The following is a 15,695-nucleotide window of genomic DNA, read 5'->3' on the forward strand; positions in this document are numbered from 1 at the left end:
CATGAATGCATCGCTATTTCCCGACGCCGCCATCGCGGCGTCCCTGCTCGACGCTACCCACACCACCCACGCCATGCCGCTGGTGCTGACGCCGCGCGCGCCGCTCGATCCCGCGCACGACGCGCGCGCGTGGGTCCACACGCATCGCGAGGCGCTCGAAGCCGCGCTGCTGCGCCACGGCGCGGTGTTGTTCCGCGACTTCGGCCTCGCCGATCCCGCCGCCTTCGAGGCGTTCGCGGAGACCATCTCGCCGGGACTGTACGGCGAATACGGCGACCTGCCGAAGAAGGAGGGCGGGCGCAACACCTACCGCTCCACGCCGTATCCCGAGAAGCAGATGATCCTGTTTCACAACGAAAGCGCGCATCAGCCGCATTGGCCGCGCCGCCAGTTCTTCTTCTGCGAGCAGCCGTCGCCGGTCGGCGGCGCGACACCCATCGTCGATTGCCGCGCGATGCTGCGGGTGCTGCCCGAGGCGCTCGTCGAGGCGTTCGAACGCCGGCAGATCATGTACGTGCGCACGTTCACGCGCGGACTCGACGTGCCGTGGCGCGAGTTTTTCCACACCGACGATCGCTGCGAAGTGGAGACGCGCTGCGAGGCCGCGGGGGTGCAATACGAATGGCTCGCCAACGACGAATTGCAGACGCGCACCGTCTGCCCGGCCGTGATCGCGCATCCGCGCACGGGCGAGCGTGCGTTCTTCAACCAGGTGCAACTGCATCACGTGAGTTGTCTCGACGAGGACGTGCGGCTCGATCTGCTCGAATTCGCGGGCGCGAAACGCATGCCGCGCCAGGCGTATTTCGGCGACGGCGGCGAGATCGGCGACGAGGCGATGGCCGCCATCGGCGCGGCCTACGAGCGCTGCGCGGTGCGCTTCGCGTGGCGCAAGGGCGACGCGATCATGCTCGACAACATGCTGGTCGCGCACGCGCGCGATCCGTTCAGCGGGCCGCGCAAGATCGTGGTGGCGATGAGCGAACTCGTCGCGCGCGCGGACGTGCTGGCGGCGACGGTCTGACATGCGGGCGCGCCGCGCGCGCCTTTTTTCATCACTCAGGATTCAGGATTCACCGCTATGCAAACCCAGGCAACTTCACTGGCTCAGCCGCTCGACGCCGACGTGCGCGAGCTGTTCGCGACGCTGCTCGGCCTCGCGCCGCACGAGATCGGCGACGATCAGGACTTCTTCGAACTGGGCGGCGATTCGCTGCTCGTCATCAAGCTGGTGGCGCGCATCCGCCGCAAGCTCGGCGTGGAGCTGGCGCCGGGCGACGTGTTCGATCACCCGAGCGTCGCGTCGCTGAGCGCGTTGCTGGCGGCGCGGCAGGGCGCGTGAGCTTGCGTCGCTTGTCCTGTCGCGTTTCGTGTCGCTCATTGCGACGCTTACTGCGCCGCTTACTGCGCCGCTTGCGGGGGTTGCGCCGCGCCCGCTTCCAGCCCGCCGCGATTGCGCAGGAAGCGCTGCGGCGTCTCGCCCATCGCGCGCCGGAACATGGTGATGAACGCGCTGGAATTGCTGTAACCCAGCTCGGTCGCGATGGTCGACACCGCCATGCCCTTGGCGAGCCGCGAGATCGACTCGACGAGACGCAGCCGCTGACGCCACTGGCCGAAGGTCAGGCCGGTTTCGTCCTTGAAGGCGCGTTCGAGCGTGCTTTCGCTCGCGCCCACGCGCATGCCCCAGTCGTTGAGCGGCGTGTTGTCGGCGGGCGCGTCCATCAACTGGCCGCAGATCTGTTGCAGTCGGCGATCCTTCGGCAGCGGCAGCAGGCCTTCGCTGGCGAGTTGCGCCTCGCGCATTTCCTGGAGCAGCAGCGGGTCGATCAGCGCGGAGCGGCGCTCGGCCTGGCCGTTCTGCTGATCGAGCACGAGCGCCGCCACCAGTTCGTGCAGCAGCGACGAAATCATCAGCACGTGGCAGCGCGGTTCGTCGCGCGGCGCCACATCGACTTCGAAATAGACCGTGTACATCACCGTCGGGCTGACCGCCTGCAACTCGTGCGCGACGAGCGGCGCGATCCACAGCCCGCGGTACGGGCCGAGCGTCCACGCGCCGTCGGGCGTGATGACGCGCAGCACGCCGCGCGTCGTGTAGACGAATTGCGGCTGCGTATGCGAGTGCCAGCTCTCGCTATCGCCGGTTTCGAAGTCATAGCGTTTGGCAATGACTGGACGCTTGAGGTATCGCCGCTGCATACCGTTAAAACGTTGCCAGATCTCGGTCATTTTGTGAGTCAACGAAAAAAGTATGGCAAAACCGTCAAATATCGACGGCTTCGCGCAGCTATTTGACAGGACGACGGCGAAGCACAGCCCGTATTCTATCCTCCGCGTGCCGCATACGAATGACAATAGTAATGAGTCGCATTTGTATTGAGGCTAATCTTAAATTTTTGAACAGGGCGCAAGGGCATGAATCGGGGATGGGGCGGGGAGTCATTGAACCACATGGATAACGGCGTGGGCGACGCGGGAACGGGCAAGGCGAAGCGCATCAGGCTGCGCACCATGACGGCGGTCGTGGCGCTGGCGATCGCGAAAATCGCCAGTGCGCAGACGGCCGCGCCGGTGGCGGCATCGGATGCCGCGGCCGCGCAGCCGGTCCAGGGCGGCCAGCAGCTGCCGGCCGTGGTCGTGAAGGGCACGGCCAGCACGGAAACGGCCACCGGTCCGGTAGTCGGCTATGTGGCCAAGCGCAGCGAGGCCGGCACCAAGACCGACACGCCGATCATCAAGGTGCCGCAGGCGATCTCGGTCGTCACGCGCGACCAGATGGACGTGCAGGGCGCGCAGAGCGTGGCGCAGGCGCTGCGCTACACCTCGGGCATCAACCCCGAACAGCGCGGCACCAACACCGACTCGCTCGAATATCTCTATGCGCGCGGCTTTCTCGTCGACGAGTTCTGGAACGGGCTGCGCACGCCCGGCCCGAGCGGCGGCTTCGGCTACAACGTGACGAGTTTCGATCCGTACATGTTCGAGCGCATCGAACTGCTGCACGGTCCGGCGTCGGTGCTGTACGGCCAGGGCTCGCCGGGCGGCACGGTCAATCTCGTCAGCAAGATGCCGACCGACACGCCGTACCACGAAGTCGGCATGCAGACCGGCAGCTATGGCCGCGTGCAGGGCTTCTTCGATTTCAGCGGTCCCGTGGACAAGGCCGGCACCGTGCTCTACCGCGTCACGGCCGACGGCTACAACACCGGCACGCAGACCGACTACGTGAACCAGCAGCGCTTCTCGATTGCGCCGACCATCGAGTTCCGCCCGAGCCGCGACACCACGTTCACGGTCTTCGCGAACTACCAGTCGGATCCGGAAGCGGGCATCTACAACTCGGTGCCGCGCACGTGGACGAGCCGCAGCGAATACCCGGGCGAGCCGACGTGGGACAGCTTCCGCAAGACCCAGGAGTCGATCGGCTATCAGCTGGAGCACCGTTTCAACGACACGTGGTCGTTCAAGCAGAGCTATCGCTTCCTGCACAACAGCGAGACGATCCAGTACGTCGCCAACGACGGCTTCAAGAGCGGCACCGACACGCTGTCGCGCGACGCCTACCTGAACCGCGGCATGGTGAATTCGCATACCGTGGATAACCAGTTGAACGCGAAGTTCAACACGGGCGCGCTCAAGCACAACGTCACGTTCGGCCTCGACTACCAGAACATCCAGTTCAACCACTATTTCTTCGGTGGCGCGGCGCCGGGTCTGGAAGCGAGCAACCCGCTTTACGGTCAGACGATCCCGTATCCGACCACGATGTTCGCGACCTCGACCGCCACCTCGATCAAGCAGCTCGGCGTGTACGCGCAGGATCAGATCGACATCGGCAAGTGGTCGTTCCTGTTCGGCGTGCGCGAGGACTGGGCCAACGAGGATCAGACCTCGTACAAGACCGGCGCGACGACCGAGCAGTTCAACCGCGCCTTCACGTGGCGCGCGGGCGGCGTGTACCAGTTCGACAACGGCGTGGCGCCGTACTTCAGCTACTCGCGCTCGTTCCAGCCGCAGGTCGGCACCTCGTATAGCGGCGAGGCGTTCGCGCCGCTCACGGCCGAGCAGTACGAAGTGGGCGTGAAGCTCCAGCCGAAGGGCTATAACAGCTTCGTCACGGTGTCGGCGTTCCATATCACGCAGAACAACGTCGCGACCACCGATCCGTTGCACACGAGCTTCAGCGTGCTGACGGGCCAGGTGCGCTCGCAGGGCTTCGAGGTGGAAGGCCACGCGAGCCTGACCAACAACCTGCAGCTGATCGCGAGCTACACCTACACGAACCTGCTCAATACCAAGAGCAATACGTCGAATCTCGACAAGGTGCCGGTCGGCATTCCGCGCAACACCGCGTCGCTGTGGGCCGATTACACGGTCTCGGCGGGACCGCTCGCGGGCCTGCTGTTCGGCGGCGGCGTGCGCTACATCGGCGGCTCGTATGGCGATACGGCGAACAGTTTCATGACGTCGTCGGCGACGCTGGTCGATCTCTCGCTGCGCTACGACCTCGGCCGCCGCTTCTCCAGCCTGCAAGGCTGGACGACGTGGATCAACGTGTCGAACCTGCTCGATCGCAAGTACTTCGCCTCGTGCACGAGCGCGAACTACTGCTACTGGGGCCAGGGCCGGCTGTTGCTGGCAGGAGCGAAATATCAGTGGTAATTCAACAGGAGGCAGTGCTGCCATGCAGGTTCCCGCAGAACGAACAATGAGTGTCGCCGGCGTGTCGTCCGCGTGGCAGCGGCTGTCTCCCGTGCAGGAAAGCATGTGGTTCATGCAGCGCCTCGCGCCCGATTCGGGCGCGTGGCATCTGGCCCGCGCGTTTCATCTGCGCGGGCCGCTCGACGGCGCGGCGCTGCATCGCGCGCTGTCGCGCGTGCGTGCGCGCCAGGCGGTGCTGCGCACGCGCTTCGAGGAACGCGACGGCACGCCGTATCAGATCGCCGATCTGCGTGCCGACGCGCCGCGCGATCCGCTTCTTCTCGACGATCGTGACGATCTCGACGACGCATCGCGTAACGCCATGCTCTCGCGCGTGCTGGAAGACGAAGCGCAACGTCCGTTCGACCTCGCGCGCGACGGCGCGGCGCGGTTTCGCCTCGTGCGTCTCGCGCCGCACTGGCACGTGCTGTCCGTGGTCGTGCATCACCTGATTTCCGACGGCGGCTCGAACGCCGTTTTCGCGCGCGAACTCGCCCAGGCGTATGGCGATGCGCTGCGCGATCCGGCATCCGCGCATCATTCGGATGCCGAATCACTTGAATGGCAATACACCGATTTCGCCGCGTGGCAGCGCGCGCAGCTCGCAGGCGAAAAGGCCCAGGCGGATCTCGCGTGGTGGCGCGCCTACATCGGCACGCCCGACGACAGCTTCGAACTTCCCGGCGATTTTCCGCGCGCGCCGCAAGCCGAACGCCGCGCGCTCGCGCATACGTTTGCGCTGCAAGACACGACGCTCGCGGCGTTGCGCGAGCGTTGCAGGGCGGCGCGCTGCACGCCGTTCGTCGCGCTGATGGCCGCGTATCAACTGCTGTTGTGGCGTCACGCGGGCAGCCGCGATTTTTGCATCGGCGTGCCGACGAGCGGGCGCACGCTCGCCGAATGCGACGACCTGATCGGTCTGTTTGTCGATACGCGCGTGCATCGCGCGCGCCTCGATCCGTCGATGACGGGCCGCGCGCTGCTGGAGAACGTGCGCGCCGACGCGCGCGCCGCGCTCGATCACGCCGACGTGACCTTGCCGCTGCTCGTCGACGCGCTCGGTGTGCGGCGCGAGGCCGATCGTCATCCGCTGTTTCAGACGCTGTTCAACGTGCAGGGCGAGGCGGCGTCGGGGCGGCTCGCGCTCGACGGTCTGGACGTGGAAATCGTCGACGCCGAAAATCCGCTCGCGCGCTTCGATCTGAGTTTCGATGTGCGCGTGGGCGCGCAGGCGGTGAGCGTGACGGCGCGTTACGACGCGACGCGTTATCGGCCTGACACCGTCGCGCGTTTCTGCCGGCATTACGAGGCGCTGCTCGCGGCGCTGTGCGCGCAGCCCGATCGCGCGATCGTCGAACTGCCGTATCTGGGCGACGACGAGCGCGCGCGGCTGGCCGCGTGGAGCCGCGCGCACGCCGACTACGGTCCGACCGTGCCGGTGCATCGGCTGTTCGAGCGCGAAGCGGCCGCGCATCCGGACGCCGACGCCTTGCTGTTCGGCGATGCCGTGCTCAGCTACGCCGAACTCGACGCGCGCGCTAACCGGCTCGCGCAACGGCTGCGGCGGCTGGGCGTGGGGCCGGACGTGAAGGTGGGCATCGGCGCGGAGCGCTCGGTGGAGATGGTGGTCGGCCTGTTCGCGATTCTCAAGGCGGGCGGCGCTTACGTGCCGCTCGATCCCGACTATCCGGCCGAGCGCCTCGCGTACATGATCGAGGACAGCGGCATCGGTCTGCTGCTCACGCAGCACGCGTTGAGCGAGCGCTTCGAGGCGCTGATTCCTCATGAGCAACACGCCGATAACACCGATAACACGGATAACGCCCACGCGCGCTGCACCGTGCTCGCGCTCGACACGCTCGATCTCGCGCAGGAATCCGCCGCGTGCCCCGAGGTCGCGCTCGACGCGGAAAACCTCGCCTACGTGATCTACACCTCGGGCTCGACCGGGCGGCCGAAGGGCGCGGCGAACCGGCACGGCGCGCTCTTCAACCGGCTCGCGTGGATGCAGGCCGCGTACCGGCTCGACGCGCGCGACACCGTGTTGCAAAAGACGCCGTTCAGCTTCGACGTCTCGGTGTGGGAATTCTTCTGGCCGCTGATGACCGGCGCGCGCCTCGCGCTCGCGCAGCCCGGCGACCATCGCGATCCGGCGCGGCTTGTCGGGCTGATCGACGCGCATCGCGTCACCACGCTGCATTTCGTGCCGCCGATGCTGCAGGCCTTCGTCGCCGCGCTCGACCGCCGTGCCGCCGATGCCGATCAAGCCGATCGTGCCGATGCGCCGCGCGTCTGCGCGAGCCTGCGCCAGATCGTCTGTAGCGGCGAGGCGCTGCCCGCGCCGTTGCAGGACCAGACGCTCGCGCGTCTGCCGCACGTGCAGGTGCACAACCTCTACGGCCCGACCGAAGCGGCCATCGACGTCACGCACTGGACCTGCCGCGCGGGTGACGCCGTGGTGCCGATCGGCCGGCCGATCGCCAATGTGTCGACGCATGTGCTCGACGCGGCGCTCAATCCGCTGCCCGAGGGCGTGGCGGGCGAACTGTATCTGGGCGGCGCGGGGCTCGCGCGCGGCTATCTGAACCGGCCCGCGCTGACGGCCGAGCGCTTCGTGCCCGATCCGTTCGAGCCGGGCGCGCGTCTCTACCGCACGGGCGACCTCGCGCGCTGGCGGCCGGACGGCGCGCTCGACTATCTGGGCCGCCTCGATCATCAGGTGAAGATTCGCGGCTTCCGGATCGAACTCGGCGAAATCGAGGCCGTGTTGCAGCGGCAGCCGGGCGTCGAAACCTCCGTCGTCGCCGCGCTCGATGGTCCTAACGGCAAGCGGCTGGTCGCCTATGTGAGCGCGCGCGCGGGTTGCCGCATCGAGCGCGCCACGCTTGCGGCGGCGCTCGGCGCCGAACTGCCCGAGTACATGGTGCCCGCCGCGTGGGTCGAGCTGGCGAGTTTTCCGCTTTCGCCGAACGGCAAGATCGACCGGCGCGCGCTGCCGCAGCCGGGCCACGACGCGCGCGGCTGGGAAGCGCCGCAAGGCGCGGCCGAGACGGCGCTCGCGGCGATCTGGCAACAGGTGCTGGGTGTGGCGCGCGTCGGGCGTCACGACAATTTCTTCGAACTCGGCGGCGACTCGATCCTGAGCCTGCAGATCGTCGAACGCGCGCGCCGCGCAGGCTGGAAGCTCACGCCGCGTCAGGTGTTCGAGCGTCAGTCGGTCGAGCAACTGGCGAGCGTTGCGCAGGCGATTGAGCGTGGACACAGCGCGGAGCACAGCACCGAAGCCGCGCAGATCGCACCCGTGGGCGCCGAAGCCGCGCTGCTGCCGATGCAGGCGTGGTTTTTCGCGCAGCCGTTCGCGCAGCGCCATCACTGGAATCAGGCAGTGTTGCTGACGAGCCGCGCGCCGCTCGACACGGCGTTGCTGGCGCGCTCGCTCGATGCGCTCGTCGCGCATCATGCGGCGCTGCGACTGCATTACAGGCAGGATGAGCGGGATGATGGGGGCCGCTGGCGCGCGACGCACGGCGCGCCGCCCGCGCCCGGTACGCTGCTGTGGGTGCGAAAAGCCGCGACGCAGGACGAACTCGCCGCGCACTGCAACGAGGCGCAGCGCAGTCTCGATCTCGCCGACGGACCGCTGCTGCGTGCGCTCGCCGTCGAGATGGCGGACGGCAGCTGGCGGCTGATGCTGGCGATCCATCACCTGGCCGTCGATGGCGTGTCGTGGCGTCTGCTGATCGCGCAATGGCGCGAGGCCTACGCCGCGCTGCAAACCGGCACATCGCTTCAATTGCCCCCGGCGACGGTGACGGCCGACGGCTGGGCCGCACGCCTCGCCGCGCACGCCCGTACGCCCGCGATGCGCGACGAAATCGGCTACTGGCAGGACGTCGCGCGCGTGAGCGCCGCGTTGCCGTGCGATGCGCCCGAAGGCGCGAACACAGTCGCGCAGCAGCGTCACGTCGCGTTCTCGCTCGATCGCGACGAGACGCGCGCGCTGCTGCACGAAGCGGGCGCAGCCTGGCGCACCCAGGTCAACGACCTGCTGCTGACCGCGCTCGGCCGCGCGCTGTGCGGCTGGACCGGCACGGAGTCGATTCGTATCGACCTCGAAGGCCACGGGCGTGAAGAACTGTTCGACGACGTCGATCCGGGCGGCACGGTCGGCTGGTTCACGAGCCTGTATCCGGTCGTGCTCGACGTGCACGGCGACGCCGGCACAGCGCTGCGGCGCGTGAAGGACACGCTGCGCGCCGTGCCCGCGCGCGGCATCGGTTACGGCGTGCTGCGCCATCTCGGCGACGATGCGGCGCGCGCGGCGCTCGCGCAGTCCGCGCCTTCGCAGGTGGTGTTCAACTATCTCGGCCAGTTCGACCAGCAGTTCGACGCGGCGCAGGCCTGGCAGCCCGCGCGCGACATGAACATTGCGCAGGCGGGTTCGCAGGCCGCCGATGCGCCGCTTGCCTGGTCGCTCGCGGTCGGCGGCAAGGTGCTCGACGGCGCGCTCACGCTGACGATCGGTTACAGCGGCGCGCGTTATCGCGATGCCACCATCGAGCATCTCGCTGCCGCGTTCGGTGCGGCGCTGCGCGAGTTGATCGCGACGTGCGCGCAGGCGCAGGCCGCGCGCGGCGCGGGCGCGACGCCCGCCGATTTCCCGCTCGCGGCGCTCGCTCAGCCCGAACTCGATGCGCTGCCGCTCGCGCTCGCGGACGTCGCCGATCTGTATCCGCTTTCGCCGATGCAGGCGGGCATGCTGTTTCACGCGCTCTATGCGCGCGGCGGCAGCGTGTATCTGAACCAGTTGCGCGTCGATCTCGACGGGCTCGACGCCGCGCGTTTTCGCGCCGCCTGGCAGGCGCTCACGCAGCGTCACGACATCCTGCGTACGGGTTTCGTCGCGCAAGGCGAGGGCTGGCTGCAATGGGTCGCGCGCGCGGTGGAACTGCCGCTCGAAGAGCACGACTGGCGCGTGCGCGACGGCGAAGCGGGCGCCGATATCCGCGACGATTCGAATGCCGAACTCCGCGCCGAACTCGACGCCTTCGCCGCGCAGCAACTCGAACGCGGCTTCGACCTCGCGCGCGCGCCGCTGCATCGGCTGGCGCTGATCCGCACCGGCGCGCGGCGCTATCACTTCGTCTGGACGCACCATCATCTGCTGATGGACGGCTGGAGCGTGTCGCAACTGCTCGGCGAAGTGCTGCGCCACTACAGCGGCGAGGCGCTGCCCGCGCAGGGCGGCCGTTATCGCGATTACATCGGCTGGCTGCGCGGCCACGATGCGCACGCGAGCGCCGCGCACTGGCAGGCGCAGCTCGCGCGTCTCGACGGCCCGACGCGGCTCGCCGAAGCGTTCCCGAAACGCGCCGGCGATGCATCGAGCCAGGCATCGGGCCAGGCGCTCTACACGGTGGAGCTGGACGCCGCCGACACGGCGCGCCTCGTCGCGTTCGCACGCGAGGAACGCGTGACCGTCAACACGCTGTTGCAGGCCGCCTGGGCGCTGCTGTTGCAGCGCTACACGAATCAGGACGCGGTGGTGTTCGGCGCGACGCTCGCGGGCCGTCCCGCCGATCTGCCCGGCGCGGCGCATCTGCTCGGCCTCTTCATCAACACGCTGCCGGTGGTGGCGCAGCCGCGCGCGGCGCGCCAACTCGGCGACTGGCTGCGCGCGTTGCAGGCGCAGGGCATGGCCGCGCAGGAGCACGCGCACACGCCGCTGCACGAGATCCAGCGCTGGGCGGGCGCGAGCGGGCAGGGCCTGTTCGACAGTCTCGTCGTGTTCGAAAACTATCCCGTCGATGCGGTGCTCAAGGAAGCTTCGCCGGGCGGTCTTGAGATCGGCGAGGTGAGCGCGCGCGACGAAACGAGCTACGCGCTCACGCTCGGCGTCACCCAGGGCGAGACGCTGCGGCTCGGTCTGCGTCATGCGCGCGCCGCCTTCGACGACGCGGACGCCGCGCGGCTCGCGCAGCAGATGGCGCGTCTGCTGCGCGCGTTCGCCAGCACGCCGGGCGCGGCGCGGCTCGCGCCCGCCGCATTCGAATTGCTCGACGACGGCGAACGCGCCGATCTGCTCGCGCTTGGCCGCGCCGATAGTGCCGATACCGCCGATACCGCCGATACCGCGTCGTCACTTACGCACGCGCCCGTGCATCTGCGGATCGCCGCGCGCGCCGCGCTCACGCCGGATGCGCCCGCCATCGTCGCGGACGACGCGCGACTCTCGTTCGGCGAACTGAACCGGCGCGCCAATCAGCTCGCGCACCGGCTCGTGCGCGCGGGCGTCGGGCCCGAGGTGCGGGTCGGGCTGGCGGTGAATCGCTCGGCGCAGATGGTCGTCGCGATGCTCGCGGTGATGAAGGCGGGCGGCGCTTACGTGCCGCTCGATCCCGCCTATCCGGCCGCGCGCCTCGCGCACATGATCGAGGACAGCGGCATCGGCCTCGTGCTGCTGCAAGGCGCGGACCCGCACGCCGCCGCGATGCTCGCCGCCGCGCCGCTGAGCGTGCTCGATCTCGACGCGCCCGATCTCGCCGATGAACCGGCGCATGATCTTGCGTCCGATGTCACCCCCGCGCCGTACGCCGGCCATCTCGCCTACGTGATCTACACCTCGGGCTCGACGGGGCGTCCCAAGGGCGTGGCCGTCGCGCACGACGCGCTGTCGATGCACTGCGCGGCGATCGCCGAACGCGACGGCATGCACGCCGCCGACCGCGAACTGCACTTCGCGTCGATCAATTTCGACATCGCGCACGAACGCTGGATCGTGCCGCTGTGCGCGGGCGCGGCGCTCGTGATCGCGGAGCCGTCGCGCTGGTCGACCGCGCGCCTCGTCGACACGCTGCGCCGCGAGCGCGTGTCGGTGGTGTTTCTCACGCCGTCGTATCTGGCCAATCTGGTGGCCGAATGCGCGCTCGATGACGCGGGGGATCTGCCCGCGCTCGCGCTGCGGCTGTGCATCGTCGGCGGCGAGGCGTGGAGCGCGCAGGCGATGCAGGCCGCAGCGCGCGCGCTGCCGGGCTGCCGCCTCATCAACGCCTACGGGCCGACCGAAACGGTGATCGCGCCAACGGCCTGGGATGTCGATGCGAGCTTCGACGGCGCCTACGCGCCGATCGGGCGGCCGATCGGCGAACGCGTCGCCTACGTGCTCGACGCGGCCATGAATCTCGTGCCGCGCGGCGCGCCGGGCGAGCTGTATCTGGGCGGCACGGGGCTCGCGCGCGGCTATCTGCAACGGCCCGCGCTGAGCGCCGAGCGCTTCGTGCCCGATCCGTTCGACGCGGCGGGCGGACGTCTCTATCGCACCGGCGACCTCGTGCGCTGGCGCGACGACGGCGCGCTCGACTACCTCGGCCGTCTCGATCAGCAGGTGAAGCTGCGCGGCCTGCGCGTGGAGCTGGGCGAAGTCGAGGCGGCGCTGCTCGCGCAGCCGGGCGTGCGCGAAGCCGTCGCGCTGGTGGACGGCAACGGCGGCGGCGCGCGTCTGCTCGCGTGGGTGACAACGCAAACCGGCGTACTTGATCCGCAAGCACTCAAGCACGCGCTCGCACTCACGCTGCCCGACTACATGGTGCCCGCCGCGATCACGGTGCTCGACGTCCTGCCGCTCACGCCGAACGGCAAGATCGACCGCCGCGCGCTGCCGGTGCCGGCGCTCCAGGCCGCGCACGATTACGCCGCGCCGCAAGGCGACACCGAAACGGTGCTCGCGCGTCTGTGGAGCGAAGTGCTGGGCGTCGAGCGCGTGGGCCGTTTCGATCACTTCTTCGAACTCGGCGGCGATTCGATCCTGAGCCTTAAACTTCAGCGTCGCGTCGCGCGCGAATGCCAGGCGGACGTGGAGCTGGCCGCGCTGTTCGCCGCGCCCACGCTCGACGCCTACGCGCGCGCCGTGGACGCCGCGCGCGCTCAGAACAGCGCCGCGCCGGACGCCGATACCCTGCAATCCCTACTTTCCGATCTGATGCAATGAATCGCAGGACTTTGCTCGCCGCGCTGCTGGGCGGCGTCTGTCTCAATCTCGCCAGCACGGGCGCGCGCGCCGGGACGACGCCGGCCGCCGTGCCGCGCCGCGTGATCGTGCTCGACTGGGGGCTCGCGGAGCTGACGCTGGCGCTCGGCGTGGTGCCGGTCGGCATGGCGAACACGCCGGGTTTCCGGCGCAACTTTGCGGCCTGCCCGGTGCCCGATTCCGTGGTCGATCTGGGGCTGATGTTCCAGCCGAACATGGAGTTGATGCTCGCGCTCAAGCCGGACCTCATCGTCATCACGCCCGCGCACGCGTCGATGCGCGGCTCGCTCGAACGCCTCGCGCCGACTGTCACGCTCGGCCAGTTCCACGCGAGCCCGACGCCGTACACGGACGCCTGTGCGGAGACGCTGCGGCTCGGGCGCATGCTGGGCCACGAGGCGCAGGCCGAGGCCGCCGTGGCGCAGTCGCAGCGCGCGGTCGCGGCGGCGCGCGCACGGCTCGATGCGCTGCCGGCGTACGCGAACGGCGGCGCGCCCGTCTTCCTGACGCGTTTTGTCGACGAATCGCGTCTGCGCGTGTTCGGCACGCACAGCCTGTTCGGCGAACTGGTCGCGCAACTCGGGCTGCGCAATGCGTGGAGCCGGGCGGACCGTGCGTCGGCGGCGATGATCGGCTTCGACGCGCTCGACGCCGATCCGCGCGCCACGCTCGTCTACGTCAAACCGCTGCCCGCGATGACCGCGTCGATGATGCAGACGAGCCGAGTCTGGCAGGCGATGCCGTTCGCGCGCGCGGGACGCATGACCGGCATGGCCGAGGTGTCGCCCGAAGGCGGCATCCTGAGCGCGGCGTATTTCGCGCGGTCGCTGGTGGAGGCGCTGGCGGCGCTGCCTGCGGGTTCGTCCGCAGTGACGTCCGCAGTTTCGTCCGTGGCTTCGTCCGCACGGCTGCGGGAGGCCGCATGAAACAGGCCCTCACCACGCCGTTCGCGCCGTCGCGCCGCACGCCGCTCTGGCCCGTCTGCGCGCTGTTCGCGCTGGCGGCGCTGCTGTTCGCGCTGCGTCTGGACGCGCGGCTCGCGCCCGCGCTCTGGTGGCAGGCGCTCGTCGCGCCGTCCGCGACCGACGTGGCGCAACTGCTGGTGCACTACGGCGATTACCCGCGCGTGGCCGTCACGCTGCTGTGCGGCGCGGCGCTCGGGCTCGCGGGTGTCGCGACCCAGCAGGTGCTGCGCAATCCGCTCGCGGAACCGATGACGCTCGGCGTGTTTTCGGGCGCGTGGCTGGCGCTCGCGCTCGCCACCGTCTACGCGCCGTTCCTGCTGACGGGCGGCCGCGACGCCGTCGCGCTCGCGGGCGGCGCGGTGGCGCTGGCCGCCGTGTTCGCGCTGGCGGCGCGGCGCGGGATGTCGCCGCTCGCGCTGATTCTCGCGGGCATGATCGTCAACCTGTGCGGCGGCGCGTTCTGTCTCGCGCTGGCGATCTCGCACTACGACCTGCTGAGCGGCCTGCTGGTCTGGGGCGGCGGCTCGTTCGCGCAGCACGACTGGCGCGTGGCGCTCGCGCTCGCCGTGCGCTTCGCGGCGTGCGCGGTGCCGTTGCTGCTGTTGCTGCGGCCGATGGCGGTGTTCGATCTCGGCGAAACGGTGGCGTCGAGCCTTGGCGTCTCGCTGCGCGCCACACGCGGCCTCACGCTCGCGCTGACACTGCTGATCGCCGCCTTCGTGGTGAGCGCGGTGGGCGTGATCGGCTTCGTCGGGCTGTCCGCGCCGGCGGTCGCGCGGCTCGCGGGCGCGCGCCGTCTGCGCGAGCGCGTGATCTGGTCGCCGCTGATCGGCGCGGTGCTGCTGTGGCTCGCCGATCAACTCGCGCAACTGTGCACGGCGCGCTTCGGCATGGCGATTCCGACCGGCGCGATCACCACGCTGATCGGCGCGCCGCTGCTGCTGGCGATGCTGCGCCGTCTGCGCGGCCGTCCCGATCTCACGCAGACGCCCGTGCAGCACAGCGCGCCGCTGTCGCCGCGCGGCCTGCGCCTCGTCGCGGGCGCGAGCGTGCTGGCGCTGGCGGCGGTGGTGGTCGTTTCGCTGATGCTCGGGCGCGGGCTCGCGGGCTGGCATCTGAGCAACGCGCACGAAGCGGGCGCGCTGCTGTTCCTGCGCCTGCCGCATGTGGTGGCGGCGGCGGGCGTGGGCGTGCTGCTCGCGCTCTCGGGCGGCGTCGTGCAGCGCATGACCGGCAATCCGATGGCGAGCCCGGACCTGCTCGGCATGTCGGCGGGCGGTGCGCTCGGCCTGACCGGCGCGCTGTTTCTCACGACGCATCCGGACCTGCCGACGTTTCTCGTCTGGTGCGCGGCCGGGTCGATGCTCACGCTGGGCGCGCTCGTGCTGATCGCGCGCGCCTCGTCGTTCGCGCCCGACACGCTGATCCTCGCGGGCATGACGCTGAGCGCGGCGTTCCAGGCCGTGTCGGTGATCGCCGTATCGAGCGGCGACCCGCGCGTCATCGTCCTGTACAACCTGCTGGCGGGCTCGACCTACAACGTCGGGCCGACGATGGCGGCGCTCGTCGCGGTCTGCGCGCTGCTCGCGCTGGCGGCCGTGCCGCTGTGCCGGCGCTGGCTGGAAATCCTGCCGCTCGGCGACGCGGTCTCGGTGGGGCTCGGCGTGCGCATCGCCGGGGCGCGCCTCGGCCTGTTGATGCTGAGCGCGCTGCTGAGCGCCGTGGCGACGCTCGTGATCGGGCCGCTGTCGTTCATCGGCCTGATGGCGCCGCATATGGCGCGCATGCTCGGCATTCGCCGCGCCATGCCCTTGCTGTTCGTGGCGGCCGCGTTCGGCGCGACGCTGATGATCGGCTCGGACTGGCTCGGCCGCTGGGTGCTGTTCCCGCAGGAAATGCCGGCCGGCGTGATGGCGACGCTGCTCGGCGGACTTTATCTGATCCTCACAATGTTCCGGCGGCCGGCGCAAGATCGGCCCGGTTCATGACGCACTCTCTCA

At 69.7% G+C, this 15,695-nt stretch carries 6 protein-coding genes and 3 pseudogenes; 8 read left to right on the forward strand and 1 reads right to left on the reverse strand.

The annotated features are described in order from the left end of the window. The first annotated feature begins 1 nt into the window (after position 1). The gene (locus tag G5S35_RS35665) at positions 2–1,024 is read left to right on the forward strand and encodes a TauD/TfdA family dioxygenase (protein ID WP_183040187.1); all 1,023 of its coding nucleotides are present in this window, start codon (positions 2–4) and stop codon (positions 1,022–1,024) included. A gap of 57 nt (positions 1,025–1,081) precedes the next feature. Beyond that, positions 1,082–1,342 carry an acyl carrier protein gene (locus G5S35_RS35670; RefSeq protein ID WP_065062885.1) on the forward strand — a complete coding sequence of 87 codons (261 nt, stop codon included), beginning with the start codon at positions 1,082–1,084 and terminating at the stop codon, positions 1,340–1,342. Positions 1,343–1,401: 59 nt separating this feature from the next. On the opposite strand, the gene G5S35_RS35675 is transcribed toward G5S35_RS35670, so the two are convergent. Further along, complete coding sequence (locus G5S35_RS35675; RefSeq protein ID WP_181441078.1) at positions 1,402–2,202, reverse strand: AraC family transcriptional regulator; 801 nt, start codon at positions 2,200–2,202, stop codon at positions 1,402–1,404. A gap of 252 nt (positions 2,203–2,454) precedes the next feature. On the opposite strand from G5S35_RS35675, the gene G5S35_RS35680 reads away from it, so the two are divergent. The 6 genes and pseudogenes from G5S35_RS35680 (at position 2,455) to fhuB (ending at position 15,683) form a co-directional block, all read left to right on the forward strand. Beyond that, the gene (locus G5S35_RS35680; protein ID WP_110329060.1) at positions 2,455–4,665 is read left to right on the forward strand and encodes a TonB-dependent siderophore receptor; all 2,211 of its coding nucleotides are present in this window, start codon (positions 2,455–2,457) and stop codon (positions 4,663–4,665) included. 112 nt (positions 4,666–4,777) lie between these two features. After that, positions 4,778–6,037 (forward strand): annotated as a pseudogene (locus G5S35_RS40435) (condensation domain-containing protein); the annotation flags it as partial. 102 nt (positions 6,038–6,139) lie between these two features. After that, positions 6,140–7,993: pseudogene (locus G5S35_RS40440) on the forward strand (amino acid adenylation domain-containing protein); the annotation flags it as partial. Positions 7,994–8,074: 81 nt separating this feature from the next. Continuing rightward, a pseudogene (locus tag G5S35_RS40375) lies at positions 8,075–12,691 on the forward strand (amino acid adenylation domain-containing protein); the annotation flags it as partial. Continuing rightward, a complete protein-coding gene (locus G5S35_RS35690; protein WP_183040189.1) occupies positions 12,688–13,656 on the forward strand; it encodes an ABC transporter substrate-binding protein in 969 nt (322 codons plus the stop codon). The pseudogene G5S35_RS40375 and the gene G5S35_RS35690, both read left to right, overlap by 4 nt. After that, complete coding sequence (fhuB, locus tag G5S35_RS35695) at positions 13,653–15,683, forward strand: Fe(3+)-hydroxamate ABC transporter permease FhuB (RefSeq protein WP_110329057.1); 2,031 nt, start codon at positions 13,653–13,655, stop codon at positions 15,681–15,683. The genes G5S35_RS35690 and fhuB overlap by 4 nt, the downstream gene beginning before the upstream one ends. Positions 15,684–15,695: the final 12 nt, after the last annotated feature.

The sequence above is a fragment of the Paraburkholderia tropica genome (assembly GCF_014171495.1).
Classification (GTDB): Bacteria; Pseudomonadota; Gammaproteobacteria; order Burkholderiales; family Burkholderiaceae; genus Paraburkholderia; species Paraburkholderia tropica.